The organism is Mycetocola sp. CAN_C7 (assembly GCF_015752285.1).
In the GTDB taxonomy this organism is placed as follows: domain Bacteria; phylum Actinomycetota; class Actinomycetes; order Actinomycetales; family Microbacteriaceae; genus Mycetocola_A.
This window is the reverse complement of record NZ_JADOUY010000004.1, coordinates 216,672-242,202: the sequence shown is the minus strand read 5'-3', so window position 1 is coordinate 242,202 and position 25,531 is coordinate 216,672. Positions and strand designations below refer to the sequence as shown.

Below are 25,531 nucleotides of genomic sequence, written 5' to 3'. Positions count from 1 at the left end.
GGCATCGCCGAGGTGACAAGATGTTGGCATGACTGCAGACAGCATTGCGCTCGACTCGGGTCTTGGCGGCGACGACGACGACTTCGACCCGGTCTTCGAGAGGGACGATCCGGCCCTCCCTGAAGGACGGTACCTCGACCGCGAAGTGAGCTGGCTCGCCTTCAACCAGCGGGTGCTGGAGTTGGCCGAGGACCCCACGGTCCCCGCCCTGGAACGTGCGAACTTCCTGGCCATCTTCGCCTCGAACCTCGACGAATTCTTCATGGTGCGTGTCGCCGGTCTGAAACGGCGCGTTCTCACCGGTCTCGCGGTTCCCACGAACGTCGGACGTGCGCCGGCGGATGTCCTGAGCGACATCTCGGACACGGCGCACGAACTGCAGAGCCGCCACGCCCGCGCCTGGGCCGACCTGGTCAAACCCGACCTCGAGGCCGCCGGTGTGAGCGTGGTGACCTGGGACTCTCTCACAGACGACGACCACGACCGACTCCGCGACTACTTCGGCCAGCAGATCTTCCCCGTGCTCATGCCACTCGCCGTCGACCCGGCACATCCGTTCCCGTACATCTCCGGCCTGTCACTCAACCTGGCCATCCGGGTCCGCAACTCCAAGACCGGCCGCCAGGAATTCGCCCGGCTCAAGGTGCCGCAGATGCTGCCGCGCTTCGTGCCGGTCGACCCCTCCGCGTCGCTGGAGAACGTGCAGTACATCCCGCTCGAGGACCTCATCGCCAATCACCTCGGCGACCTGTTCCCCGGCATGGAGATCATCGAACACCATGTCTTCCGTGTCACGCGGAATGAGGATGTCGAAATCGAGGAAGACGAGACAGAGAACCTCATCCAGGCGCTCGAGAAGGAACTGCTGCGCCGCCGGTTCGGCCCGCCCATCCGCCTCGAGATCACCGAGGACATGGACGACGTGACCCTCGACCTGCTCGTTCGCGAATTGGACGTCACCGACCAGGAGGTCTACCGCCTTCCTGCGCCGCTCGACCTCGGCGGCCTGTTCAGCCTCTCCGGCATCGACCGCCCGGACCTGCGTTACCCTCCCCGCGTCCCGACGACCGTCATGCAGTTCCAGCCAGCAGAACCCGCAGCCAAGGCCGACATCTTCGGCGCGATCTCGCGGCAGGACGTCCTCGTCCACCACCCGTACGAGTCCTTCGCCACGAGCGTGCAGGCGTTCCTCGAGCAGGCTGCGGCAGACCCTCAGGTCCTCGCCATCAAACAGACCCTGTACCGCACCTCAGGAGACTCGCCCATCGTCGAAGCACTCATCGACGCGGCCGAGGCAGGCAAGCAGGTGCTCGCCCTCGTCGAGATCAAGGCGCGCTTCGATGAGCAGGCGAACATCTCCTGGGCGCGCAAGCTCGAGAAGGCCGGCGTTCACGTCGTCTACGGACTCGTCGGACTCAAGACTCACTGCAAGCTGGCGCTCGTCATCCGTGAGGAAAAGGGCACTCTCAAGAGTTACAGCCACATCGGCACAGGCAACTACAATCCGAAGACCAGCCGGATCTACGAGGACCTCGGCCTGTTCACCGCCGATCCCCAGGTCGGCAAGGATCTCACGCGCCTGTTCAACGAACTCTCGGGGTACGCGATCGAGAAGAAGTTCAAGCGTCTCCTCGTCGCTCCGCTGCACCTGCGCAAGGGCCTGCTCAAGCACATCGACCAGGAACGCAGGAACGCCGAAGCCGGCAAGCAGAGCGGCATCCGCATCAAGGTGAACTCGATCGTCGACGAAGCCATCATCGACGGGCTGTACCGGGCCAGCCAGGCCGGTGTGCCCATCGACATCTGGGTCCGCGGCATCTGCAGCCTCAAACCCGGTCAGCCCGGAATGAGCGAGAACATCCGGGTGCGGTCGATCCTCGGCCGATTCCTCGAGCACTCCCGCATCTTTTCCTTCGTCAACGACGGCGACCCCCACATCTTCATCGGCAGCGCAGACATGATGCACCGCAACCTCGACCGTCGGGTCGAGGCGCTCGTGCGGCTCGTCGCGCCAGCGCACCTCAGCGAGATCGAGGGTCTGTTCGATGTCGCCATGGATGGCCGCACGTCGTCCTGGCACCTCGGCAACGACGGCCTGTGGGAACGCCACTCCACCGACGAAGACGGCACTCCACTCGTCGACCTGCAGGATCGCCTGATGCTGAAGACCAGCCTCAGGCGGCGGCCGAGGTCGCGCCGGTGACGAGCGCGGTTTACGCAGCCGGGGCGGTCTGCTGGCGGGTGATCGAGGGGAAAGTCCACCTCCTCGTCATCCACCGCACCAAGTACGCCGACGTCACCCTGCCCAAGGGCAAGGTCGACCCGGGTGAATCGCTCCCCCAGACGGCCGTTCGCGAGATCCTCGAAGAGACCGGGCTCACCGTCGCCCTCGGCGTCCCTCTCGGCGTCTCCCGCTATCACCTGACGAGCGGCCGCGAAAAGGTCGTCCACTACTGGGCGGCCGAGGTGAGCGACGCCGCTGTGCGGGCATCCACGTTCGTGCCCAACGGCGAAGTCGCCGCCCTGGAATGGGTCTCCCCGCGAAAAGCCCGGAGCTACCTCAGTTACGACCGCGACGTCGACATCGTCAATGCGTTTCTGAAGCTGCTCGAGGAGGGAGTCACGTCGACGTTCGCGATCGTCGCCCTCCGTCACGGGAAAGCGGTACAGGCATCCGGGTGGGACGGCACAGACGCGAGCCGCCCGCTCACCGCAAGAGGCGTCGAGCAGGCAGCAAGCATCGTTCCCTCGCTGCAGGCGTTCGGGGTGAGGCGGATCATCACCAGCACTGCCGCTCGCTGCGTCACAACGGCATCCCCTCTTGCCGCGGCGACCGGGATCGACCTGCGCCGCACCGATCTCATCAGCCAGGATGCCTGGGAACAGGGCGAGGCGGATGTGCGCAAGGTCGTCGGCAAGCGCGTTCGGGCGCGGAAGACCGCCGTGCTCTGCAGCCACGGGCCTGTACTTCCCGAGATCCTGCGCGAGATCGCCCTCGCCACCGGGAGCATCACTGGCTCGTATCTCTCCACCGCTGCAGACCTTCCGACGGGCGCGTTCAGCATCGTGCACCTGTCTGTCACGAATCCGAGCTCAGGAATCATCACGATTGAGACACACGAACCCCGCGCCTGAGCCGCGTTTCCGGGAGCCGTCCCCAGTCGTTAACCTTCCGTTCACCATTGTGAGGGAATCTCGTAAGACCGCCTGCTTACCGTTCCTTGTGGGCCTGCACCGGCCCGTCCCGAAATCACAACGAATGGAAACAATTCCGTGAAGTTCTCGAAAGCCGGCCGCGTCGCGGTCGTTGCAGCTCTCGCTGCGATCACCCTGACCTCCTGCGCCACGAACGAAGGCGCCGCATCCGGTTCCACCGACGAGGTCACCAGCGACCTCCAGGGAACCCTCGTCGGCGGCGGCGCTTCGTCGCAGCAGTCGGCACAGGAAGCCTGGGTCGCCGCCTTCCAGGGCACCAACCCCGATGTGACCGTCGAGTACGACCCCGCCGGATCCGGCGCCGGCCGCGACACCTTCATCGCAGGCGGAAGCTCATTCGCCGGTTCCGACCGCGCATTCAACGATGAGGAACTGGCCGCAGACGAGTTCGCCTCCTGCGTTCCCGGCAGCGGCATCGTCGAACTGCCCGCCTACATCTCCCCGATCGCCGTGATCTTCAACCTCGAGGGCATCGACACGCTCAACCTCGACGCGGCGACGGTCGCCGGCATCTTCGCAGGAACCATCACCAACTGGAACGATGAGGCCATCGTTTCGCAGAACGAAGACGCTGAACTGCCCGACCTGGCGATCACCGCAGTGCACCGGGCGGATGACTCGGGAACCACCGAGAACTTCACCGACTACCTCAACGTCGTCGCACCGGACGTGTGGACCTGGGAAGCTGACGGCGTGTGGCCGGTCGATGGCGGAGAGGCTGCATCGCAGACCTCCGGCGTGATCGACGCCGTCACCGGTGGAACCGGAACCATCGGATACGCGGATGCTTCGCGTGCCGGTGACCTCGGAACCGTCGCGATCAAGGTCGGCGACGAGTACGTCCCGTACTCCGCTGAAGCAGCAGCAGCGATCGTCGACGCCTCCCCCGCAGCCGAAGGTCGCGGAGAAGGCGACCTCGCCATCGAACTCGACCGTGCATCCACCGAGTCGGGCGTCTACCCGATCGTTCTCATCAGCTACCTCATCGGTTGCGTCGAGTACGAGGATGCCGACGCTGCAACGCTCGTGAAGGAGTACTTCAGCTACATCGTGAGCGAAGAGGGCCAGACGGTCGCCGCGGATGCCGCAGGTTCCGCCCCGATCTCCTCCACCATTGCAGAGAAGTCACAGGCTGCGATCGAACTCATCAAGTAACACCGCCTCATGACCCCGGTTGCGCCTGATCCACAGGCGCAACCGGGGTTCTCCCGGGTTGAGCTGCATCCGCAGCAACTCGTCCACCACTACAGGAGACAACCAGCAGATGACGTCGCCAGCGGTCGCCCAGGCGCCCAGCGCTCCCCCCAAGCCGGTCCAGCGGCTCGCCGACCGGGTCTTCTCCGGCGCGGCGCTCACCGCAGGTTCCCTGATCCTCGCGACCCTCGCTGCGGTCGCGGCCTTCCTCGTGGTGCAGAGCGTTCCTGCGATCACGACCGACCCCGAAGACATCTCGATCCTCGCAGGCGAGAACTTCTGGTCGTATGTCGTCCCCCTCGTGTTCGGAACCATCTGGTCAGCGGCGATCGCCCTCGTCATGGCTGTTCCGGTCGCGATCGGAATCGCACTCTTCATCTCGCACTACGCACCGCGCCGACTGGCCCAGGGCCTCGGCTACATCATCGACCTCCTTGCGGCCGTCCCCTCGGTCGTCTTCGGCCTCTGGGGCGCCAACACCCTCGCCCCTGCCGTTCAGCCGTTCTACAGCTGGCTGACCGAGAACCTCGGCTGGTTCCCGTTGTTCGCCCCGCCGGCATCCGGTACCGGTCGCACCATCCTCACGGCAGCGGTCGTGCTCGCGGTGATGATCCTTCCGATCATCACCGCACTCTGCCGCGAGATCTTCCTGCAGACTCCCGTGCTGCACGAGGAGGCCGCCCTCGCCCTCGGCGCCACCCGGTGGGAAATGATCCGGATCGCCGTGCTCCCGTTCGGTCGCGCGGGCATCATCTCCGCAGCGATGCTCGGCCTCGGGCGTGCCCTCGGTGAGACGATGGCCGTCGCCATGGTGCTCTCTTCCTCCGGCGCGATCACCTTCGCCCTGCTGACCTCATCGAACCCCAGCACCATCGCCGCGAACATCGCACTGAGCTTCCCCGAGGCGTACGGCTACAACGTGAACCTCCTCATCGCGACCGGCCTCATGCTCTTCGCGATCACGCTCGTCATCAACGCCCTCGCGCGCTATGTCATCAACCGCCGCAAAGAATTCTCGGGAGCGAACTAATGGCACAGACAGTGGCAGCTCCGCCCCAGGGCAAAGCACCCCTCAACCGCCCGTCCAACGGCCAGATGAGCAACGTCTACGCCAGCGGGCGCCTCGGCAAACCCGTTCCCTGGATCGTCCTCGGCATCTCCCTCGCCGTGAGCGTCGCGATCTTCGCGCTGTTCCAGATGGCGTCAGGCGACGCCTACAACGTCGCAGGGGCGATCGTCCTCACCGGTGTGCTCAACGGACTGTTCATCTACATCACCGCACTTCTCGTCGAAGGTGTACGCCAGGCGAAGGACCGCCTCGTCACGACTCTCGTGTCGAGCGCGTTCATCATCGCCCTCGCTCCCCTGATCTCGCTCTTCATCACCGTCCTCTCGCGAGGAACAGCCCGATTCGACCTGCAGCTGTTCTCCGAGTCGATGCGCAACGTCGTCGGTGAAGGCGGCGGTGTGCTCCACGCCATCGTCGGAACTCTGATCATGACCGGCATCGCAACGGTGATTTCCGTTCCCATCGGCCTGCTGACCTCGATCTACCTCGTCGAATACGGCCGCGGCGCCCTCGCCCGCGCGATCACCTTTTTTGTCGACGTGATGACCGGCATCCCGTCGATCGTCGCCGGCCTGTTCGCCTATGCGCTCTTCACCCTCATTTTCGGACCGGGCATCCGGCTCGGAATCGCCGGGGCCGTCGCACTGAGCGTGCTGATGATCCCCGTCGTCGTGCGATCGAGTGAAGAGATGCTGCGTCTCGTCCCGAACGAACTGCGCGAGGCGGCGTTCGCACTCGGTGTACCGAAGTGGCTGACCATTCTCAAGGTGGTCCTGCCCACGTCGATCGCCGGTATCACCACCGGCGTCATGCTCGCCATCGCCCGCGTCATCGGCGAGACCGCTCCGCTCCTCGTCGCTGCCGGGTTCACGCAGAACATGAACTACAACCCGTTCGACGGGCGCATGCAGAGCCTTCCGGTCTTCGTCTACAGCTCGTACGTCAGCCAGGGTACGGACGCTCAGGCATACATCGACCGCGCATGGGCCGCAGCGCTCACCCTCATTCTCATCGTAATGGCGCTCAACCTCATCGCCAGGATCGTCGCCCGCATCTTCTCCCCCAAGCTCGGCCGTTAGCACCAAAGGAAACCATGTCCAAGCGCATCGAAGTCAAAGACCTCAACGTCTACTACAGCAAGTTCCTCGCCGTCGAAGACGTCTCGCTCTCCATCGAACCCCGCAGCGTGACCGCATTCATCGGCCCGTCCGGCTGCGGCAAGTCCACGTTCCTCCGCACCCTCAACCGGATGCACGAGGTCATCCCAGGTGCCCGCGTCGAGGGACAGGTCCTCATCGACGGCGACAACCTGTACGCGGCAGGGGTCGATCCTGTGCTCGTCCGCCGCAACATCGGTATGGTGTTCCAGCGCCCGAACCCGTTCCCGACCATGTCGATCCGTGAGAACGTGCTCGCCGGCGTGTCGCTCAACAACCGCCGCATCTCGAAGCCTGCCGCAGACGAGCTCGTCGAGTCGTCCCTGCAGGGTGCCAACCTCTGGAAAGAGGTCAAGGACCGCTTGGACAAGCCGGGCTCGAGCCTCTCCGGTGGTCAGCAGCAGCGTCTGTGCATCGCGCGCGCGATCGCTGTCTCCCCCGATATCCTGCTCATGGATGAGCCGTGCTCAGCCCTCGACCCGATTTCGACCCTCGCCATCGAGGACCTGATCGAAGAACTCAAGAACGAGTACACGATCGTCATCGTCACTCACAACATGCAGCAGGCATCGCGTGTCTCCGACCGGACCGCCTTCTTCAACATTGCCGGCACCGGCAAGCCGGGCAAGCTGATCGAGTACGGCGACACCAACACCATCTTCACCCAGCCGACCGTTCAGGCGACTGAAGACTACGTTTCGGGTCGTTTCGGGTAGACATCCGCGACCCTGGGTTCGACACCGGGGGGATGACGATCGGTCCCGCATGGTTACTCGCCGAGTCGGCGGGCAGCCCGTCGGGACCGATCGTTCGTATTGGCAGCTGCCATGCGAGCGTGCAGCGGATGCTGCCTAAGCAGCGGTGTGGATGACGATCAGCGGATCGGTGGTCGGCTGCTCGGAGCCGCCAGCGGGTTCGACCGTGACGCCGACAGCGTCCCCCGCTCCCATCTCTCCGTCGAGGATGCGCCAGCTGTCTCCGTTGCCGCTCGTGTTGAACGTTCCGGCTGAGACCGGCCCCTCGTCATTGATGTACCAGAGTTCATAGGTCTTCTCATCGGGGAGCGAGGCAAGCCCGTCGACGATGATCACGGACTGGCCGAGGTCACCCGACCACACGAGGGTGGCGACGACGCGCTGGTCGTCGTTGATGTTGGTCAGCTTGATCGTCTCGCGCTGCGCATCGGGCTGGGCGTTGATCTGGGCCAGTTGGAGAGCCTGGGTGAGGCCGTTCCCGTTGTTGAGGGCACTGGTGACGGTGTTGACGCCGAGCAGCACAGCGACGAGAGCGACGGCGGCAACGGCGAAGGCCAGCGGCTGTGTATACCAGCGTCGCTCGGCTTTTCGCTGAGCCTTGGTCGAGGACGCCCTGGTGGTCGCCGCTTTCGTGCCGGGAGCGGCCGGGACGATCGTCGGGCGTGCAGGCTGTTGCTGCTGGGGAGTAGCGGCCGATGACGCCACCGGAGCAGGCGTCGCGACCGCGTCGGAGACATCCGTCGCGGTCTGGCGGGGAAGCTGAGGAGTTGTTGCGATGGCAGCGAGGAGGTCGGCACGCAGCGAGGCGGGCGGCTCGACAGGTTCGGCGTCGAACCCCAGCAGTGCTGCGGTGTTTTCGAGGCTGTCAGCCTCACGACGAGCGTCGGCCGATGACGCGAGGTGACGCTCGTACTCGACCCGTTCCTGGTCGCTGAGGGCGTTGAGGACGTATGCGCCCGCAAGCTCAGAAGGATTCTGCTGCTCGGTCATGATGCCACCCCCAACTCGTCTCGTAGTCTGATCATTCCGTCGCGGAGACGGGTCTTCACGGTTCCGAGGGGAACAGACAGAATGTCTGCCACCTCGCTCTGGCTGTATCCGCCGTAGTACGCAAGCGATACGGCCTGTCGCTGGATCTCCGTGAGGTTTGCCATTGCACGGCTCACTCTCTCGTGTTCGATGGAGATTTCGGCCGATTCGGCGACCTCGTCGAATGCGGTGGGAAAGTCCCGGATGCCGATCTTCACGTCACGGTCTCGACCGGCCTGTGAAGCTCGGACCCGATCGATCGCCCTGCGGTGAGCGATGGTCATGATCCAGGATGCTGCCGCTCCCCTGCCGACCTCGAACCGCGTGGCGTTCTGCCAGATCTCGAGGAAGACTTCCTGGGCGACCTCTTCGGACTGCGCGTGATCGATGAGGACCTTGCGGATCAGGCCGAGAACTCGCGAAGCCATCAGGTCGTAGAGCGAAGCGAAAGCCTGCTGGTCCCCTGCAGCAACGCGACCGAGGTAGTCCTCAAGCGTCGACGACGGCGTGCCGATCTCGCTTTCGGTACCAGGAGCATTTTCCACAAGGACTAGCATGTCAGGTCTGTCGCGATTGCGTTGACGGCATGCAGGCGAGTGACGGGTTTGATATCGTTCGCCCGGCTGCCGGGATCGAGCCCCTACCCAAAATCCTGGCGGTGTTTTCGCCAATCGCCGGTCGGGTAAGCGGCGGGGAGGCCTGGCACGAGATTCACCGGGAGGGCGAACCTGGTGTTCAGCCGAATCTGTGTGGTCATACCAACGATTCGGTGCGATCGCCCAAGCGGTTTGCTCCGGGTATCTGATTTCAGCCAACTGTCAGACTCTTCGCGGTGGGAGAAGTGCTGAAAAGAAAAGGAGCCGGGCCGCAAAACGCCTCTCGGCGGAAGGCCGCTCGCGGCGGCAAAAATTGGAGCCCGGGGTTATGCGGCCCGGCCTGAATCAGTGTAACAACTTGCTGCTCCGGATGTTCCCTGTTCTCCAATCGCGAACAGCCCGGGCGCTGGCGGCGTCCGGCGTTGTACAGAATCAGAGCCCGTTCAGCGGCGCGGCGCGTAGATGGTGAGCCCGCCATCGAGAATCCTGACCCGCGAGAGGTAGCCGCCCTGCGGCGTCTCTGCGCCGTCGATCTCGAGTCGCACCTCGCCGTCGTGTGCAAAGCCAGTCGGCTGCCCTTCCCGGGGGCGGACGGCCGTTTGCAGGTTCCGCGTGGTGAACGATTCGACAGAGGAGACGGGCAACAGGCCCAGTCGGGCGAGCACGGCGCTGCTGCGCCGGCCGAACGACAGCGCGCTGATGGCCTGGATCCGGCTGCGCGCGTGCAGGATGCGAACGTCGAGCACACCGTCGTCCAGGCGGCGGCGCTGCATCGGGGCGGGGACGTGCGGGTGGTTGCGGTTGATGCCGACGAAGAGAGACCAGGCCATGATCCGCCGGTCGTCGACGACGAGTTCGACCGGGTCTGACCGACCGATCACCCGCACTGCCGCGACGACCCCGGCGATCCATTTGCCCAGCACGGGCTGGAGCTCTTCTCGAGCGGCGACGAAGTCCGGATAAAGACCGACGGATGCCGCGTTGATCACCGTCTCAGGAGCAACCGTTCCGAGTTTCAGCTCGGCGACGTCCACGCGAAGCCCGTCGCCGGCGGCCAGCGCATCGAGCGCATCGTCTACCGTGTCGATTCCGGCGGTGCGGGCGAAGTGGTTGAACGTCCCACCGGGCACAACAAGGAGCGGCAACCCTGCTGTCCGGGCGAGCTGCGCCAGGGTGGCGACCATCCCGTCGCCGCCGCAGACCCCAAGGATGCGGGGGCGCTGCCCGGAATCGATCGCCGCTCGAACGACGGCGGTGACATCCTCGTCGTCGGTGAGCACATGGATGCGGGCGTCTGGCAGACGCCGTTCCAGGGTGGGAACGGGATCGGCTCGCCCGAGGACGGCAGCCCCTGACGACGGGTTGCGCACGAGGAACACCCCGTCGCCGGTCGGAGACGCCGCCGAGTCGACAGGTGTACCGCCTTCCCGCTTCGGAGGGCGACGCGGAACGGGGAACAGCAGCTTGCCGAGAACAGCCACTCCGGCACCGATCGCGACACCGCCGAGCACGTCTGACAGCCAGTGTGCGCCGGTGTGCAGTCGTGAGTAGGCGACGGCACCGGCGACCGGGGCGACCACCGCACCGATCGCCGGCGATTCGAGGGCGACACCGGCGGCGAACGCCGCCGCGCTGGCCGAGTGCCCCGACGGGAAGGATCCGGACTCGGGCCGGCTGACGAGCCGGCGACCGACCGGAATGTCTTTCAGGAGCGGCCGGCTGCCACCGAAGAGCTCCTTGCCGACCAGATTGGTCACTGCACTCGCCACGGTGAGGGATGCCACCCCGCGCACAGCCGGTCGGTACTTCGTCAGCAGCAGAAGCACCGCAGCGGCACCGAACCAGAGCACGCCGCGGTCAGCGGAGCGCGAGAGTCGGACCATGCTCCTGTCGACGCCAGGATGCACCCCGCGTGCGTTGATCCGTCTGCCGGCTCGCGCGTCGACGCGACGGACCCAGGCGGGCAGTGCGGCGACGCGCCTGAGCAGAAGGATCGGGTGTGCCAGGCGGCTCGGGCTCATGACCCAACAGTAATGCGGCAGGATGTCAGTCGAGCGATTCGTGCCGCCAGAGCTTCGCGCAACTGCCGAGCTCAGCGGCGAGGGTGGAGAGCCGAAGTGCGCGGGTGGTGAGTTCGGCCGACCGCGCCGGTGCAGTGGCATCCGAATCGTCTGCGACGCTCGCGCTGCCCGCCGCAGACACGCGGCAGAATGCCGCCGCTCGCTCCAGAGCGACGGCGAAGTCGCCTTCGAACAGTCCGCGGAGAATCTGATCGGCCAGCACGATGATCTCGTCGGGACCTGTCGGCATCGAGGCACCGGCCACGACAGGGTCGATGGTGCCGATGATCTCGCTGCCCCGCTGGAACAGGAAACTCGACTCGTGGGGGTCTTCGCGGATCATCAGGCGAAGCAGGTAGATCCGCCAGAGCGCACCTGGCAGGCTGCGGGGCGTCGCCCGCGACCACAGTTCGGCGATGGTGTCGATCCCGTGTTCGTCCGTGTAGGCGATGAGCCGATCGACGACGTCGGGGTCGGGGTCCTGCCGAACCCGGGCGAGCAGGGCCATCGCCGTCTCATGGGCGATCCGGCTCGACTCTGCCGGGTCGATACCGCCCACGAACGATTCGATGATCTTGCCCGGCAGCTTGGTCGGCTTGTGGAAGTCTTCAGCCATCACTGTCCCCTCTCCCATCTGACTCGGCTCAACGCTACTCCGCGGCGGCTGGATCGGGGTGGTCACAGCTCCCAGCGGGAACCGGTAGATTAACTGTGTTGGGGCCTCTAGCTCAGTTGGTAGAGCATCGGACTTTTAATCCGCGGGTCGCCGGTTCGAGCCCGGCGGGGCCCACCCTCCGCAGTCGCCGTTTCCGCAGGCGACGTCACGATCCACTCCCGATCGTGGTGCTCCGGCTCAGCTCCTCCCACTTCTCTGTCTCGGCGAGCAGTGCGGTGAGCGCGTCACGGAAACCATCGACGGCGTCGTCGCCGAGCAGGAGGATCCCGGGCAGCGCGGGCGAGTCCACGGCCTCGATAAGTGCCAATGCTGCTTTGCGCGGGTCGCCCGGCTGGGTGCCGTGAGCGGTGTCGACCTCTTTGCGACGTTTACCGGCGGTCTCGGCGTAGTCAGTGATCGGCTCGGCAGATTGGGTCAGGGATCGCCCGGCGAAATCGGTGCGGAATCCACCGGGTTCGACGGCCATGACGGCGATGCCGAGAGGTTCGACCTCTTTCTTCAACGAGGCGGTCATGCCCTCGAGCGCGGCCTTCGCTGCTGCGTAGTATCCGGAGCCGGGAGGAGAGATCCGTGCCCCGATCGACGACAGGTTGACGATCGTGCCCGATCGTCGTGCCCGCATGCGGGGTAGTACGGCTTTGATCAGCGACACCGGTCCGAAGAAGTTGGTGGCGAAGAGCTGCTGGACATCGCCGTCAGCTCCTTCTTCGACGGCCGCACGATACCCATAGCCGGCGTTGTTCACGAGCACGTCGATCGAGCCGAAGCGCTCTTCCGCCGCCCTGACGGCAGCCGTGACCTGCGCCTGATTCGTGACATCGAGCGAGAGGGCGAGGGTCGACGCGGGGTGAGCATCCGCGAGGTCCTGGATGCTGTCGACGTCGCGTGCGCTGATGGCGGCGTTGTCGCCACGGTCGAGCACGGCTTCGGCGAGGGCGCGGCCGAGGCCGGTCGAGCATCCGGTGATGAACCATGTGGGCATGTGAGAACTCCTTCGTCGGTGAATGAGAAGACGGCCGGTGTTGGGAAACCCTACCCGTCACCGACTCACTACCCCGCCTGCTCAGCCGGGAGGCCGCCCGGCGGCGCAGCGTCAGACGACCAGTTCCGACTCGACCGCACCCGCTCTGGCGGAGGCTTGCTCCGCGCCCGCACGAAAATGCGTCCAGTGCCGCCCCGCAGGCGCCCGGAGGCCCGGCGCGACGGCTTAGTCTGGTGAGATGCTGACAGCCGGTGTCGACCTTGCCGCTGAGAGCAGGGGCACCGCTCTCGCGGTCATCGACTGGCAGGGGCAGGCTGCGTCGCTTCGAGAACTCCATCTGGGCGTTGCAGATGCCCAGATCGCCGAGTCGGCGGGGACCGTCGACAAGCTGGGGATCGATTGTGCACTCGGCTGGCCCGATGAGTTCGTTCAGTTCGTCACCGCCCATGCCACGGGCGACAACCGCTCGGTGCGGGTCGACGGCGGGATGGACTGGCGCCGCACCCTCGCCTACCGGGAGACCGACAGAGAGGTTCGACGCCTCACGGGGCGGTGGCCACTCAGTGTGTCAACCGACCGTCTCGGGCTCACCGCCATGCGCTGCGCCGGATTGCTCGGCCGGATCGAGGAGACGGGCGTTCCCGTGGACCGCTCCGGCTCCGGAGTGGTTGTCGAGGTGTACCCGGGAGCCAGTCTGCGACTGTGGGGACTCCCGACGGCCGGATACCGCGCCGACCCACGGAGCCGATCACTGCTTCTCCTGGCGCTCAGGGAGGCCGCGCCGTGGCTGGAACTCGAAGGTCACAGCGACCTGATGATCAGGTCAGCGGATGCCCTCGACGCGGTCATCGCGGCGCTCGCCGCGCGGAATGCCGCGCTCGGCGGATACGAGGCACCGCCCCCGCCTCTCGTCGACCGGGCGAGGCGGGAAGGCTGGATCGCATTGCCATCAGGGCGACTCGCCGATCTGGTGTCGCAGGCGACGTAGCGCCCGGCCGGGATGCGTCAGGGCGGGGGCGCCACGTTCCGACCCCCGCCCTCCCGGTTTCTGTATTACTGACGGGCGATACGCCGGCGGAGTACCAGCAGGGCGGCCCCGGCGACCAGCGCCATCAGGGCAGCGCCCAACCCGCTGACCGGCAGGTCGGCTCCGGTATCGGCGAGGTCATCAGCGGCCGCGGAATCGTCAGCGGTCGGCATCGCGCCGTCCACGTCCGCCGGCATCCCGGGAGCGTTCGGCTCGGGTGCGTTGCCCGGGTCCGACGGATCAGGCGAGGTGCCCGGGTCGGACGGATCAGGCTCAGGCTCCGGCGACGGCGCAGCGTCATCTGCCAGTGACACCGAACCGTCAGGAGCGACGACGACCTCAGCCGCCATGGCCGCGGCAAGATTGATCCGCTGCCATCCACCGATACTGTTGCCCTGGTCGAGGGGGTAACCGGAGTCGATCGCGGTGAGTTCGAGCACGCGACGACGCTGCTCAGCGGTGAGGTCCGGGTGACTCGTGAGCAAGAGCGATTCGGCGTCGTCCGGGACGCTGACGGGCAGGCCGCTCGCGGCGACCCGCGGGAAGCTGTATGTCATCCGCTCTTCGTAGACAGCGAGTGATTCCTCATCGTTCAGGTACGGAGTGTCCTCGGCGATGCACACCTCGATGGTGTCTCCGCATCGGGTTTCCAGATAATCGCGCAACTCAGAGGCGGCAGCAGCGATGAGAGGCCGAAACTCGCTGTCTGTCATTCGGCGTTCCAGGATGTGGTTGCCCATCATCCGTCCGCCGATCACGTCGAGCGGATAGTGAGCCGCCATGACGATTCGATTGTTGCTCGCCTCAGAAGTTCGCGCCAGAATCTGGGGAGCGAGCTCGGGCAGCATGACGGCGAACGCGGTTCCCTGCCAGTAGGCCTGCGAGGTATGCCCGCTGGGGAACGAGCCGCTCGTCGATTCCCAGGCGTCACCGTCGGGCTTGTCACGGTACTGCAACAGCTCAGGGATCCGGATGTATGGACGATCGTAGGAGAAAAACTCCTTCGACGGGTTTGACGACGAGTGGTAGCCGATCAATCCACCCTCTTTCGCCATCAACGCCTCCACCTTGGGCAGTTCACCGTTCAGCCGGCCCTCGGTGTAGAAGGCGCCAAGGTTCTGCCCGAAAGCGTCTGCCATGGAGATGGACATATCGGCGTACTGGTCGACGATCGCGCGATCGACCTGCTCGGGTGACGCCGAGTTGTTGATCGCGATCGTCGTCGCGTCGTTATGGGCGATGATCGCCTCGTCGTCCCGAAGCACGGTGAACGAATCCATGATCAATTCATAGCGATAGGAAACGTTCGACGGGTACGAGCGAGTGAGATCGTCGGCGGGGAACGGTGCAGCAGCGACAGCGGCGCCTGCGCCTGCGCCGGAGAGCAGAATACTCAGCCCGGTACCGGCTGCGACCATACCGCTTGCACGGCGGCGGGACGCTCGCGAGCGTCCGGTTGCGCCGGAGCGTGCGACGGCGATCCTCTGAGAGGCGTCGGGCCTCCGGGTGAACGGGAGTTGCTTCATCTTTGAGTCCTCCTGAAACGGAATCGGCGATCTCGGTGACCACTCGATCACGCACCGACCGCCGGAAGGCAGAGCGTTCGCCCCCAGAACATCAATACGTCCTGACATTATGACAACAGCCCTGTTCGGGGCGCAAGGAAATCTGGAAAGCGTTATCCGCGCGCGACGTCGACGTTCGGAGGAAGGCGGGACCGCCGGTCGCTCAGGGTGGCTCGGCGGCTCGCGCTCGACGCGTGGCAGGACCAGGCCAGATGAGACCGAACACGCTCATCAGCTGCTCGCGACGAGCGTTCCCAGCCGAAGCCGGCCACAGGAAACCTAGCGCTTGGCGAGGACGTGTGCCGGGATACCGAACGACAACGCGATGGCGACGATACCGGCGAAGAAAACGATGGCCTGGAAGCTCTCGATGGTGAACGCGAAGCCGAAGAGGAAACAGCCGGCGATGAACAGCGCGAAGGAGAGGACGAAAGCCATACATCCAGTCTAGCGAAAATCCGTGCGCCAGTGGTCGTCGACGCCGCCTGGTCGGCGATGGCCGGTCGGGGACTGTGCCACAGTGGGAACGTGACCCTCAAACACAGTCTCCTCGCCGTGCTCGTCGCGGTGATCTGGGGTGTCAACTTCGTCATTATCGACGAAGGACTGGACGGTGTCCCTCCTCTTGTCTTCGTGGCCCTCCGGTTCGTTCTCGTCGCGATTCCCGCTGTTTTCTTCGTCCGTCCACCGACCATCGGCTGGCGGAACATCCTGGCCATCGGCACGTTCCTCAGCCTGGGCCAGTTCTGCCTGCTCTATGTCGCCCTCCACCTGGGAATGCCTGCAGGTCTGGCGTCGCTGCTCCTGCAGACGCAGGTGATCCTGACGGTCGTCATTTCGGCCGGCTTCCTCGGCGAGCGTCCCACCCGGCGCCAGCTGGTCGGTATCGTCATCGGAACGTTCGGTCTCGGCATCGTCGTGGTCGGCCACAGCGTCACGGCGCCATGGGTGCCTCTTGTCGTCACCCTCGGAGCAGCTCTGTCGTGGGCCATCGGCAACGTGCTCAGCCGCCGGGCAAAGGCGGCATCCGGTCTCTCCCTCGTGGTGTGGTCTGCCCTCATCGTGCCGATCCCGACCTTCGCCCTCGCGCTCATGCTCGATGGCCCTGGCACCGTCTTCGGCGCACTGTCCAGCCTCTCGCTCGTCGCCATCCTCAGCACCCTCTACACGGCGGTCGCCGCCTCGCTCATCGGGTACGGCATCTGGAACACCCTGATGGCCAGATACCCGACAAGCGCTGTTGTGCCGTTCACCCTGCTCGTGCCTGTCATCGGCATCGCCGCTGCATGGCTGGTGCAGGGTGAGGTGCCGACCCTCAGCGAACTTCTCGGTGGCGCTGTGATGCTCACCGGGCTGGCAATGGCCGTGATCCGGCTGCGGAAGACCAGTCGCGGAGGATCACTGGAAGTCCCTGGATCTGGTCCTGGCGCTGAGGGGCAGGGGCTCGAGCCGATCGGCGAGAAGGTTGACGATTCCCTCCGGTGACCGTTCCAGGATGCCGCGAACGATCATCGCAGGAGCTTCCCTGGCTGTCCTGCGGTAACGACCCCACACCCCCACACTGCAGATCACGTTGACCAGCCCGGTCTCGTCTTCGAGGTTCATGAAGGTGATTCCACTCGCTGTTGCCGGCCGCTGCCGGTGGGTGACGACGCCGCCGACCTCGATCCGCCGGCCTGACTCGGTGGTCTTGAGTTGCTCGGCACTCTTCACCCCGCGTTCGGCGAGCGCGGGACGCACGTACCTGATCGGGTGATCATCCGGGGTGATCCCGGTGGACCACAGGTCGTTGATCACCTGTTCCTCACCGGAGAGCATCGCGAACAGGGGCGGCTGCACGGTGAGGTGGCTGCCCTGCAACTGGTCAGGGCGTTCCTGGGATGCCTGTTCGGCGTCCCACAGGGCGCCCCGCCGTGAGATGCCGAAGACGTCGAAGGCTCCGGCTGCCGAGAGCGCTTCGAGCTGGGCGGAGGTGAGGCCGACCCGGCGGGCGAGGTCACGCATGTCGCGGTAGCCTCCCCCGCGTTCCCGTTCGGCCACGATCTGCTCGGCCTTGCGCACCCCGATGGATGTCACGCCGGCGAGCCCGAGACGCACGGCGTAGCGACCGTCACGACGATGGGTCGCCGGGTCGAAGTCGGCGGAGAGGTCGAACGCTTCGACGGGAGGCTGGTGCGCGTCGACACAGGCGTCAGGGCCGGGGGGTTCAGCGGAAGATCCGGCGTCGAGCGGCGCGAGTACCGCCTCCACCCCGGAGAGCAGGATGTCTGGACGCAGCGTCTCGACGCCGTGCCGCGTGGCATCCGCCACCAGCGACTGCGGTGAGTAGAAGCCCATCGGCTGTGCACGGAGCAGGGCAGCGAGGAACGCCGCCGGATAGTGCAGGCGCATCCAGGCGCTTGCGTAGACGAGCAGGGCGAAACTGATCGAGTGGCTCTCGGCGAACCCGAAGTTCGCGAAGGCCTGGATCTTCAGGTAGATCGTGTCTGCATCGTCTCCGGTGATGCCGTTGTCTGCCATTCCCGCGTAGAGCTTGGCCTTGAGCGACTCGATCTTCTCCTGCCCACGCTTCGAGCCCATCGCCCGGCGCAACAGGTCGGCGTCTTCACCGGTGCAGCCACCGACAACCATGGCCATCTGCATGAGCTGCTCCTGGAACAGCGGAACACCGAGGGTGCGTTTGAGCACCGGTTCGAGGTCGGGGTGCAGGTAGGTCACAGGCTCACCACCCGTTCGCCTCCGAATGTACGGATGCACGGCGCCGCCCTGGATCGGACCGGGCCGCACCATGGCGATCTGGATCACGAGGTCGTAGAAGCACCGCGGCTGCAGCCGGGGAAGCATGCCCATCTGCGCCCTGCTCTCGACCTGGAACACCCCGACGGTGTCTGCGCGGCAGAGCTGGTCGTACACGCCCTGCTCTTCTTTCGGCATCGACTGGAGGTCCCACCGCTCACCGCAGTGCTCAGCGGCCAGGTCGAACGAATACTGCAGGGCGGCGAGCATGCCGAGGCCGAGCAGGTCGAACTTCACCAGGCCCATCCAGGCGCAGTCGTCTTTGTCCCATTGCAGAACGGTCCGGCCAGCCATCCGCCCATGCTCGATCGGGCATACTTCGCCGACCGGGCGATCGGTGAGCACCATTCCCCCGGAGTGGATGCCGAGGTGGCGTGGAAAGGTCAGCACCTGCCTGGCGAGGTCGACCACCGGCTGGGGAATGTCGTGCTCATCGTTCGGACTGAGGGATCCCCAGCGTTCCACCTGCTTCGACCAGGCATCCTGCTGGCCGGGACTGTGCCCGAGCGCCTTGGCCATGTCGCGGACGGCGAACTTGGGCCGGTAGGTGATGACGTTCGCCACCTGGGCTGCGTTGAACCTCCCGTACCTCTCATAGACATGCTGGATCACCTCTTCACGCCGGTCGGAGTCGAAGTCGACATCGATGTCTGGTTCTTCGTCGCGCATGCTCGAAAGGAACCGTTCGAACGGCAGTCCGTATGCGATCGAGTCGACGGCGGTGATGTCGAGCAAATAGCAGACGGCCGAGTTCGCGGCGGAGCCACGCCCCTGGCAGAGGATGCCACGGCTGCGGGCGAACTGGACGATCTCGTGCACGATGAGGAAGTAGCCCGGGAAGTCTTTCTGCTCGATCACGTCGAGTTCCCGTTCGATCCGTTCGGTGACGGAGGCGTCCGCGCCCGGATACCGTCTCGCGGCGCCCTGCCAGGTGAGTTCACGCAGCCAGCTCATCGGCGTGTGCCCCTCAGGGACTTCCTGCAGGGGCAGCCCGGGTCTCACGCTCCGCAGCCGGAACGCCAGCTCGTCGGCGAGGTCGACGGTGCGGGCGACAGCACCCGGGTAGCGCGCGAACCTGCGGGCCATCTCGGCGCCGCTGCGGAGGTGCGCGGCACCGGATGCCGGCAGCCAGCCGTCGAGGTCGTCGAGGCTCCTGCGGGCACGAACGGCGGCAAGCGCCGAGGCGAGCGGGTGCTGCGCCGGCGTCGCGTAGTGCGCCCCGGTCGTTGCGACCACCGGCAGCCCGAGTGCAGCGGCCAACTCAGCGAGAGTGTCGTTCGCTGTGGTGTCTCCGGGGTTTCCGTGATCGAACAGTTCGACGACCACGTTGCCGTCGCCGAACAGCCGGACGAGCTCGGCGAGTTCCCGACGAGCCCCAGACGCGCCTTCCGTCGCGAGGGCGGTGCGGACTGCGCCTTTGCGGCATCCGCTCAGCACCAGCCAGGTTCCGTCTGCCGCAGAGGCGAGGTCGTCGATGTCGTAGCGCGGCCGCCCTTTCTCGGCACCGTGCGCAAGCTGCGCCGCTGTGATCGCACCCGCCAGCCGGTGGTACCCCTCTTCACGCCTGGCGAGCACGACGAGGTGGGTGCCCTCCGGGTCTGGCTCGCCGTTCTGCGGTTTGCTGAGACCGAGCGAGAGTTCGGCTCCGAAGATCGTGCGCAGCCCGGGGTGGGCTTCGGCGGCTTCGGCCAACCGCACGATCCCGTACAGTCCGTCATGGTCGGTGAGGGCGAGCCCGTCAAGACCCAGCCGCGCTGCCTCCTCGACGAGTTTCTCGGGTGACGATGCACCGTCGAGGAAGCTGAAGTTGGAGTGCGCGTGCAGTTCGACGTATGGCACCGCCTCGCCTGCAGGGGCAGGACGTGTGGGTGGTTCTGGAACGTATGCCAGCCGTTTGCGTGACCAGGCGGGACTGTCTCCGCCGTCTGCACCCGGAGGAGGCGAGCCGGGGCGGCTCGCATCCGAGAGCGCGCGTTCGAACTCGGCCCACGGCACAGGAGGGTTGTGCCAGCCCATCAGCGCACCCCCGCGGATCTCGCGCGGTGTTGCATCCGCTCAGTCATAGCGGGCCTCAGCCCACCAGCCGGACTCGTCGAGCACGAGAAGCCAGGCTCCCCCGCTCCCGTCGACCAGTTGAAACCTGTTGAGCCGACGGCCACCGTCCCACCAGCGTTCGGTGACCGGCCACGGGCCCGCCCAGGCGCTGACAGGTCCTGAAACACGCCCAGGCCCGGTGAACTGCACGGGAACGGCTGAGAGCTCCCCGCGGTCGTCGACGGCGATCTCCCCTCCGCCTGCCGCCTGCACCAGCACCCGCTGTCTCTCAGAAAAAACGGTGGCGGGTGGCGGCCCGGGCAGCCGCCCCGGCCACGGGAGCGCCTGCGCCGCACGGACGGATGCTTCCCCGCCCGGCGGCAGGTCACCCCACGGAACGAGCACCCGGCGATCAGTTGGCTGCCGGCCACCGGCGATACGCGCGGTGAGCACTCCGGCATGGCCGACCATGCCCTGCACCCGCGACAATCCCGAGTGGATGCGTTCATCGGTCGCTCCCCCATACAACCCGTTCTCGTGGTTGCCTGCCGGGTCGACGCTCTCGGGTTCGACCCGGAGCCGGGAGATGGCGCTGCTGAGTCCGCTCTCAACCAGCCCAGTACCCTGCAGTTGCCAGCGCACCCGGTCGAGCACATCGCCCGCGGTGAACCAGCGCGGATGCAGCCAGGTCCGTGAACGGGAATCGCCGCCATCGGTCGACACCTCGATCCGAATCGCCGTCGCGACGAGAGCTGAGGCCTGCAACCGCGCCACGAACTCCTCGGCGGCGGTTCGGAAGGCGAACGCCACCTGGTCGACCCGGTCGAGCGGAGGTTCGAACTCGACGACGCTCGAGTGATCTGCCGGTGGAGTTCGGGCATCGATGTCGCCCGGGTCCGATCCGGAGGCCAGCCGGTACGCGAGCACACCGTCAGGGCCGAACCGGTCGCGGACCTGCATCTCATCGAGGGCGGCGAAGTCGCCGAGAGTCCTGATGCCGAGCCGGCGCAACAGGCCGGTCAGTCCAGGGCGGTCGAGGATGTCGACGCCGAAGCCGGACAGGAACTCGGGCGAACTGCCGACGGGGACGATGCGGACGGCATCCGTCACTGTCGGTGAACGCAGTTTCGCGGCCTGTTCGGCGGCGAAGGGGCCGTCGGCGATTCCCAGCCGGGCTCCGGGCACCCCGAGGGCAGCGAGCGTGTCGTAGAGCGCCTGGGCGGCCGGCCGTTCACCGCCGTAGTACCTGCTCGGTCCCCGCGCCCGCATCACGCACGTCCCAGGACGGGAGAGTTGGACGCCAGGGACGATCTGTTCGACCGCCGCAATGACCGGCTCGAATGCCCGATGGTCGAGCACCGGGTCGTATGGCAGCGCGATCAGGTCGGGGCAGCGGGACTGTGCCTCACGCACCCGGAGGCCCCGACGGACGCCGTCACGGCGGGCCGAAGGCGAACAAGCGAACACTTCGCCGCGGTCGATCACAGCCAGGGGCGCCTCCGAGGAGATGCTGTGTTCCACAGCTGCGGCGTTCGTTGGCCAGTCCGGACACCAGAGCAGCAGGGTCCGCACCGGTAGAGGCGAGGAAGATACAGATGCGGTGGTCATGAGACGGCCGCATCGTCATATCTCTCTGGACGGGCGGACACTCCAGCCAGTCCGGCCGGGCGGATCACCTGCTCGGTGTCAGGAAGCCACAGCTCCTTGCGCCGCGGTTTGCCGGTGAGGGTGCGTCCGCTGACCGCGACCGTCACCCGACGGGCGGCCAGGTAACCGTGGCCGTCTCCGAGCCCCATCCAGCGATCATCTGTGACCCGCAACGTCGCCTCGCTCTGCGGCCAGTCGCCCAGGGCGATGAGTGTCGACCCCCGCTGCCGCAACCGGGAGCCCAGCCGTGAGACCTCGGCGGCGCTGAGGTGTGCAGGTGGGCGGGCGAGCACGACGGTGACGACGTCGGCGAGTGCAGCGGTGACCTGCAGCCACTGGGCTCCCGGCTCAGGAACGAGGACGAGACGGTCGAGGTCGACGCCTGCTGCCGCTGCCGCTTCGACGCCGAGCGACGGCATCCCGACCACGCCGCACCACGCCCCTGCGGCGCTCGGACCAGCGAGGAGCGCAAGGGCGAGGCTCGTCGATTCGTGCACCGAATAGGCGGTGCCGGCGCGGAGCATTCCCCCGGGGAGCAGCTCAGCGACGCCCGGTGATGTCGGTAGCCCGTGCGAATCTATCCGGGTCCGCTGCATTCCCCTGATGCGCGCCTGCAGTTCGGCCACCTGGCTCGTCGCTTGCCCCGGATTCCCGGGGTAGTGAACGGGGGCGACGGACAGGGACATGCGTTAATAATCGAACACATGTTCGATTAAGTCAATCGGGTGAAACAGCCCGGGAGAGTCGCTCGAGATACCCGCCTCAGGTCGCCCGCCTGCCCTCCCGAGCACCCTCCGCCCCGCCCCATGGAATACTGGACACCACATCCCGACCCGTCAGAAATGCTCCGAAAGCAGACCCATGTCCGAGAGGACTCAGACCCAGACACCGAGCGGATCAGTCGATCCCGCCCGCATCGACTGGGTCGAGAACGGCTCGCCACGATCCGCCCTCTGGCGCTCGGAGAGCGGCTGGCCTGCACCGGTCAGGGTCGTGCTCGGAGACGACTCGATGACGGCGGCGACCGCGTTCCGGCTGGCTTCCGCCGGAACCGCAATCCTCTGGACCGACGACTTCCACAATGCCAGGCAGCTGCTCAGTGCGATGGGCAGACGGCTGCCAGAGAGCCGCGCCCCGAAGAACGACGACATCACCGCGGCCTTCGTCCGCTCGCGCGAAACCGCGCTGAGACGCGCAACGATCCTCGGGATGCTCCTCGTTCCGATCGCCGCGGACGGCACCGTTCCCCTGCGCCGCTCCCCCGACATCCGCTCTGCCGCCGCTCATGCGTGGGGTGAGGCCTGCGAGGCATCCGTCGTCTCGCTGCGTGAGCTGCTCGGCGTGATCGGGGCAGAGGAATGGCGCTCGACCGGAGTCGAAGTGCCCGCTCTCGGTGACCGCATCCACCCGCACTACGGCGTCTTCTCTCCTGTGCGCGGCGAATACCTCGACCTCGTGGCAACAGCACCCCTCCCGGCAGCCGCATCGACCGCGTTCGACATCGGCACCGGAACCGGCGTGCTCTCAGTGCTTCTCGCGAGCCGCGGCATCCGCACCATCGTCGCCACCGATCTGGACTCGCGCGCGATCGCCTGCGCACGCGAGAACATCGCCAGCCTGGGGTTCGCCGACACCGTGACCGTTCGTGAAACCGACCTGTTCCCCGACGGCCGGGCAGACATCGTCGTCTGCAACCCGCCGTGGATTCCTGCGACGCCGAAGGTGGCGACCGACTACGCCGTCTACGACGAGGACGGACGGATGCTCGCCGGCTACCTTGCCGGGCTCAGCGCTCATCTGACCCCGACCGGAGAGGGCTGGCTGGTCATCTCAGACATCGCCGAACGGCTCGGCCTGCGCTCCCGCGGCGACCTCCTCGACGCCATCGACGACGCCGGACTCACGGTTCTCGGACGGATGGACACCCGACCGACCCACGCCAGGTCGACAGACAGTCGGGATCCCCTGCATGCCGCGAGGGCGGCAGAGGTCACGTCTCTCTGGCGGCTCGGGAACGCTCAGCACACCACGACTGCACTATAGGCTTGGACCATGCAGTCCCACCAGGATTCGCCCTCGGGGCGTCAGGAGGTTGCCGGCGTTGTCTTCGCCGGCACGAGGTAGTTCCGCCTCGCCGACCCGTCTCACCTTCCAGTGAGACTCGCGCATCGCTGCCTGACCAGAGGTCAGACCCCTGTGCGATCCCTCTGCCTGGCGCACCCCGCCCGGATCGAAACCGGCTCATCGAGCCGACTGCCTGGAGACCTCTCACATGCTTTCCCTGACCGAAAAAGACATCCGTTCATCGTTCATCAATGCCTCCCGCAAGGAGGTCAGCGACATGACCCTGCCCCTCGACTTCGACGCGATCACCTGGGACCGCCTCGACTTCTTCGGCTGGCGCGACCGCAAAATGCCGCGGCGCGCGTACGTCACGCTTCGCCGCGGCGGCGTTCTCGTCAGCATCCTCCTGCAGCAGGCCGAAGCCCTGCCCCGCGCACGCGTGCTCTGCTCCTGGTGCCAGGACATCACCCTCGCCGATGACGTTGTCTTCTACGGCGTCAAACGAGCCGGCGCTGCCGGCCGCAAAGGCAACACGATCGGAACGCTCGTGTGCGCTGACTTCGGCTGCTCGATCAACGCCCGCAAACTCCCCGCAGTCGCCTACCTCGGTTTCGACGTGAAGGCCGCGCGGGAGAAACAGATCGTCGGTCTGCAGGAGCGGGTCAGCCGGTTCGTGGACGACGTCGGTGTGGGACCGGACGCCGTCGAGATTCCCTAGACCGGCGCGAAACCGTCGGCGCGCACACCCCAGCTGGCTTCCCAGGTTTCGCCCGGGGCGAGCCACTTCAGTCCCTGGCCGGAGTTGAAGGCGTCGGCGGGAGCCGTCATCGGCTCGATCGCGACGGCCTTCGACTGCCCGGGGTACAACTCGGTGGTGAACACCTGCCAGTACGCGAAGTTCTCGTCGCCCCAGACGGTCACGGTGCGGCCGTCCGGCGCTGAAATCCAATGTTCGGAGATGCCGTCGGTGAACTCAGCGCCGCTGAAGCCCGCGTCGATCTCGAGGTCGCCGAGGCGCACGCCTCCGCGCAGGTCGGACGATGTCCCGTCGACGGGCGTTTCCTGACCGGTCGGCAGCGAGCGCTCGTCGACCTCGATGCGGGAGGAGACGTGAACGGTGACCGTGAGGTCGTCAGGCTCGACGTCGCCGACGGTGAAGAACGGATGAGCTCCGATCGCGACCGGTGCCGCGGCATCCGACTGGTTTGTGAGAGTGTGCGTGACCTCGATGCCGGCGTCGACGAGCCGGTAGGTGACCATCGTGTCGAGCAGGAACGGATATCCGGACTGCGGGAACACCCGCGCATCGAGCCTCAGCGTCGACGGGGTGCGGGCAGCGACCGAATACGGACTGAAGCGAAGCAGCCCATGGCTGGCGTTGTTCTTCCTGGGTTCAGTGAGAGCAAGCTGCTGCTCAGCGCCGTCGAGCATCCACCGACCGTCACGGATGCGATTCGGCCACGGAACGAGAACCATCCCACTGCCGAGGGGGCGCTGCACGCCGGCCTCATATGGCGGCACGATGTCGATTCCGTGAACGCTCAGCCGACGGATGCCAGCGGCCACCTGTGTGATCGTGGCCTCGACGATGCCGCCTGACGACGTCTCCAGGCTGAGGTCGAACTGCTCACCGGTGACAGCGTTCATGGGGATTCTCCTCTGGG

General features: G+C 66.3%; 21 protein-coding genes and 1 tRNA gene. 11 read left to right on the top strand and 11 right to left on the bottom strand.

All coding sequences use genetic code 11. From position 1 onward, the window contains the following. Positions 1 to 28 precede the first annotated feature (28 nt). The 6 genes from IWX78_RS10520 (at position 29) to pstB (ending at position 7,352) form a co-directional block, all read left to right on the top strand. Positions 29 to 2,203, top strand: a complete 2,175-nt coding sequence (locus IWX78_RS10520) for an RNA degradosome polyphosphate kinase (RefSeq protein ID WP_196833482.1) — start codon at positions 29 to 31, stop codon at positions 2,201 to 2,203. Beyond that, the gene (locus IWX78_RS10515; RefSeq protein ID WP_196833481.1) at positions 2,200 to 3,135 is read left to right on the top strand and encodes an NUDIX hydrolase; all 936 of its coding nucleotides are present in this window, start codon (positions 2,200 to 2,202) and stop codon (positions 3,133 to 3,135) included. The genes IWX78_RS10520 and IWX78_RS10515 overlap by 4 nt, the downstream gene beginning before the upstream one ends. 138 nt (positions 3,136 to 3,273) lie before the next feature. Next, entirely contained in the window at positions 3,274 to 4,371 is a 1,098-nt protein-coding gene (locus IWX78_RS10510; protein ID WP_196833480.1) for a phosphate ABC transporter substrate-binding protein PstS, read from the top strand. Between the two features lie 109 nt (positions 4,372 to 4,480). Then, the gene (pstC, locus tag IWX78_RS10505; RefSeq protein WP_196833479.1) at positions 4,481 to 5,440 is read left to right on the top strand and encodes a phosphate ABC transporter permease subunit PstC; all 960 of its coding nucleotides are present in this window, start codon (positions 4,481 to 4,483) and stop codon (positions 5,438 to 5,440) included. Continuing rightward, complete coding sequence (gene pstA / locus IWX78_RS10500) at positions 5,440 to 6,558, top strand: phosphate ABC transporter permease PstA (RefSeq protein ID WP_442929239.1); 1,119 nt, start codon at positions 5,440 to 5,442, stop codon at positions 6,556 to 6,558. Before pstC ends, pstA begins: the two co-directional genes overlap by 1 nt. A gap of 14 nt (positions 6,559 to 6,572) precedes the next feature. Continuing rightward, on the top strand, positions 6,573 to 7,352 hold the full coding sequence (gene pstB, locus IWX78_RS10495) for a phosphate ABC transporter ATP-binding protein PstB (protein ID WP_196833478.1): 780 nt from the start codon (positions 6,573 to 6,575) through the stop codon (positions 7,350 to 7,352). Positions 7,353 to 7,487: 135 nt separating this feature from the next. Here the strand turns inward: pstB and IWX78_RS10490 are convergent, their stop codons facing one another. The 4 genes from IWX78_RS10490 to IWX78_RS10475 form a co-directional block, all read right to left on the bottom strand. Beyond that, a complete protein-coding gene (locus IWX78_RS10490) occupies positions 7,488 to 8,381 on the bottom strand; it encodes an anti-sigma factor (RefSeq protein ID WP_196833477.1) in 894 nt (297 codons plus the stop codon). Further along, entirely contained in the window at positions 8,378 to 8,977 is a 600-nt protein-coding gene (locus tag IWX78_RS10485; protein WP_196833476.1) for a sigma-70 family RNA polymerase sigma factor, read from the bottom strand. Before IWX78_RS10485 ends, IWX78_RS10490 begins: the two co-directional genes overlap by 4 nt. A gap of 482 nt (positions 8,978 to 9,459) precedes the next feature. Then, positions 9,460 to 11,037 carry a phosphatase PAP2 family protein gene (locus IWX78_RS10480; protein ID WP_196833475.1) on the bottom strand — a complete coding sequence of 526 codons (1,578 nt, stop codon included), beginning with the start codon at positions 11,035 to 11,037 and terminating at the stop codon, positions 9,460 to 9,462. Positions 11,038 to 11,062: 25 nt separating this feature from the next. Next, positions 11,063 to 11,692, bottom strand: coding sequence for a DNA-directed RNA polymerase subunit beta (locus tag IWX78_RS10475; protein ID WP_196833474.1), 630 nt, complete (start codon positions 11,690 to 11,692; stop codon positions 11,063 to 11,065). Positions 11,693 to 11,793: 101 nt separating this feature from the next. Here IWX78_RS10475 and IWX78_RS10470 point away from each other — a divergent pair. Next, positions 11,794 to 11,866 (top strand) — tRNA-Lys (locus IWX78_RS10470). A gap of 31 nt (positions 11,867 to 11,897) precedes the next feature. Here IWX78_RS10470 and IWX78_RS10465 read toward each other — a convergent pair. After that, positions 11,898 to 12,734: an oxidoreductase gene (locus IWX78_RS10465; protein ID WP_196833473.1), complete on the bottom strand. Its 837-nt coding sequence runs from the start codon at positions 12,732 to 12,734 to the stop codon at positions 11,898 to 11,900. A 238-nt stretch (positions 12,735 to 12,972) separates the two neighbouring features. Here IWX78_RS10465 and IWX78_RS10460 point away from each other — a divergent pair, with 238 nt between their 5' ends. After that, positions 12,973 to 13,722 carry a DUF429 domain-containing protein gene (locus tag IWX78_RS10460; protein WP_196833472.1) on the top strand — a complete coding sequence of 250 codons (750 nt, stop codon included), beginning with the start codon at positions 12,973 to 12,975 and terminating at the stop codon, positions 13,720 to 13,722. A 65-nt stretch (positions 13,723 to 13,787) separates the two neighbouring features. Here IWX78_RS10460 and IWX78_RS10455 read toward each other — a convergent pair whose 3' ends face one another. Further along, the gene (locus IWX78_RS10455) at positions 13,788 to 15,287 is read right to left on the bottom strand and encodes a phosphatase PAP2 family protein (protein WP_334684683.1); all 1,500 of its coding nucleotides are present in this window, start codon (positions 15,285 to 15,287) and stop codon (positions 13,788 to 13,790) included. Between the two features lie 318 nt (positions 15,288 to 15,605). Then, positions 15,606 to 15,764, bottom strand: a complete 159-nt coding sequence (locus IWX78_RS10450; RefSeq protein ID WP_196833471.1) for a hypothetical protein — start codon at positions 15,762 to 15,764, stop codon at positions 15,606 to 15,608. 90 nt (positions 15,765 to 15,854) lie between these two features. Here IWX78_RS10450 and IWX78_RS10445 point away from each other — a divergent pair, with 90 nt between their 5' ends. Further along, on the top strand, positions 15,855 to 16,811 hold the full coding sequence (locus tag IWX78_RS10445) for an EamA family transporter (RefSeq protein WP_196833470.1): 957 nt from the start codon (positions 15,855 to 15,857) through the stop codon (positions 16,809 to 16,811). Here the strand turns inward: IWX78_RS10445 and IWX78_RS10440 are convergent. Genes IWX78_RS10440 through IWX78_RS10430 form a run of 3 tightly spaced genes read right to left on the bottom strand, consistent with a single transcriptional unit; the run spans position 16,725 to position 22,489 of the window. Then, complete coding sequence (locus tag IWX78_RS10440; RefSeq protein WP_196833469.1) at positions 16,725 to 20,138, bottom strand: error-prone DNA polymerase; 3,414 nt, start codon at positions 20,136 to 20,138, stop codon at positions 16,725 to 16,727. The two genes, IWX78_RS10445 and IWX78_RS10440, sit on opposite strands and share 87 nt — an antisense overlap. A 39-nt stretch (positions 20,139 to 20,177) precedes the next feature. After that, positions 20,178 to 21,764 (bottom strand): DNA polymerase Y family protein, encoded by a 1,587-nt coding sequence (locus IWX78_RS10435; protein ID WP_196833468.1) that lies wholly within the window; start codon positions 21,762 to 21,764, stop codon positions 20,178 to 20,180. Next, complete coding sequence (locus tag IWX78_RS10430) at positions 21,761 to 22,489, bottom strand: hypothetical protein (RefSeq protein WP_196833467.1); 729 nt, start codon at positions 22,487 to 22,489, stop codon at positions 21,761 to 21,763. Before IWX78_RS10430 ends, IWX78_RS10435 begins: the two co-directional genes overlap by 4 nt. Before the next feature lie 175 nt (positions 22,490 to 22,664). On the opposite strand from IWX78_RS10430, the gene IWX78_RS10425 reads away from it, so the two are divergent. After that, positions 22,665 to 23,846: a methyltransferase gene (locus IWX78_RS10425; protein WP_196833466.1), complete on the top strand. Its 1,182-nt coding sequence runs from the start codon at positions 22,665 to 22,667 to the stop codon at positions 23,844 to 23,846. Between the two features lie 229 nt (positions 23,847 to 24,075). Next, positions 24,076 to 24,585, top strand: a complete 510-nt coding sequence (locus tag IWX78_RS10420) for an FBP domain-containing protein (protein WP_196833465.1) — start codon at positions 24,076 to 24,078, stop codon at positions 24,583 to 24,585. On the opposite strand, the gene IWX78_RS10415 is transcribed toward IWX78_RS10420, so the two are convergent. Continuing rightward, on the bottom strand, positions 24,582 to 25,514 hold the full coding sequence (locus IWX78_RS10415) for an aldose 1-epimerase family protein (RefSeq protein ID WP_196833464.1): 933 nt from the start codon (positions 25,512 to 25,514) through the stop codon (positions 24,582 to 24,584). The two genes, IWX78_RS10420 and IWX78_RS10415, sit on opposite strands and share 4 nt — an antisense overlap. Positions 25,515 to 25,531 lie beyond the last annotated feature (17 nt).

Excerpts from the sequence above, each read along its gene's own strand:
- IWX78_RS10520 (WP_196833482.1), top strand. The coding sequence starts at position 29 with ATGACTGCAGACAGCATTGCGCTCGACTCGGGTCTTGGCGGCGACGAC.
- pstC (WP_196833479.1), top strand. The coding sequence starts at position 4,481 with ATGACGTCGCCAGCGGTCGCCCAGGCGCCCAGCGCTCCCCCCAAGCCG.
- pstA (WP_442929239.1), top strand. The coding sequence starts at position 5,440 with ATGGCACAGACAGTGGCAGCTCCGCCCCAGGGCAAAGCACCCCTCAAC.
- pstB (WP_196833478.1), top strand. The coding sequence starts at position 6,573 with ATGTCCAAGCGCATCGAAGTCAAAGACCTCAACGTCTACTACAGCAAG.
- IWX78_RS10490 (WP_196833477.1), bottom strand. The coding sequence starts at position 8,381 with ATGACCGAGCAGCAGAATCCTTCTGAGCTTGCGGGCGCATACGTCCTC.
- IWX78_RS10485 (WP_196833476.1), bottom strand. The coding sequence starts at position 8,977 with ATGCTAGTCCTTGTGGAAAATGCTCCTGGTACCGAAAGCGAGATCGGC.
- IWX78_RS10480 (WP_196833475.1), bottom strand. The coding sequence starts at position 11,037 with ATGAGCCCGAGCCGCCTGGCACACCCGATCCTTCTGCTCAGGCGCGTC.
- IWX78_RS10475 (WP_196833474.1), bottom strand. The coding sequence starts at position 11,692 with ATGGCTGAAGACTTCCACAAGCCGACCAAGCTGCCGGGCAAGATCATC.
- IWX78_RS10465 (WP_196833473.1), bottom strand. The coding sequence starts at position 12,734 with ATGCCCACATGGTTCATCACCGGATGCTCGACCGGCCTCGGCCGCGCC.
- IWX78_RS10460 (WP_196833472.1), top strand. The coding sequence starts at position 12,973 with ATGCTGACAGCCGGTGTCGACCTTGCCGCTGAGAGCAGGGGCACCGCT.
- IWX78_RS10455 (WP_334684683.1), bottom strand. The coding sequence starts at position 15,287 with ATGAAGCAACTCCCGTTCACCCGGAGGCCCGACGCCTCTCAGAGGATC.
- IWX78_RS10450 (WP_196833471.1), bottom strand. The coding sequence starts at position 15,764 with ATGGCTTTCGTCCTCTCCTTCGCGCTGTTCATCGCCGGCTGTTTCCTC.
- IWX78_RS10440 (WP_196833469.1), bottom strand. The coding sequence starts at position 20,138 with ATGGGCTGGCACAACCCTCCTGTGCCGTGGGCCGAGTTCGAACGCGCG.
- IWX78_RS10435 (WP_196833468.1), bottom strand. The coding sequence starts at position 21,764 with ATGACCACCGCATCTGTATCTTCCTCGCCTCTACCGGTGCGGACCCTG.
- IWX78_RS10430 (WP_196833467.1), bottom strand. The coding sequence starts at position 22,489 with ATGTCCCTGTCCGTCGCCCCCGTTCACTACCCCGGGAATCCGGGGCAA.
- IWX78_RS10425 (WP_196833466.1), top strand. The coding sequence starts at position 22,665 with ATGTCCGAGAGGACTCAGACCCAGACACCGAGCGGATCAGTCGATCCC.
- IWX78_RS10420 (WP_196833465.1), top strand. The coding sequence starts at position 24,076 with ATGCTTTCCCTGACCGAAAAAGACATCCGTTCATCGTTCATCAATGCC.
- IWX78_RS10415 (WP_196833464.1), bottom strand. The coding sequence starts at position 25,514 with ATGAACGCTGTCACCGGTGAGCAGTTCGACCTCAGCCTGGAGACGTCG.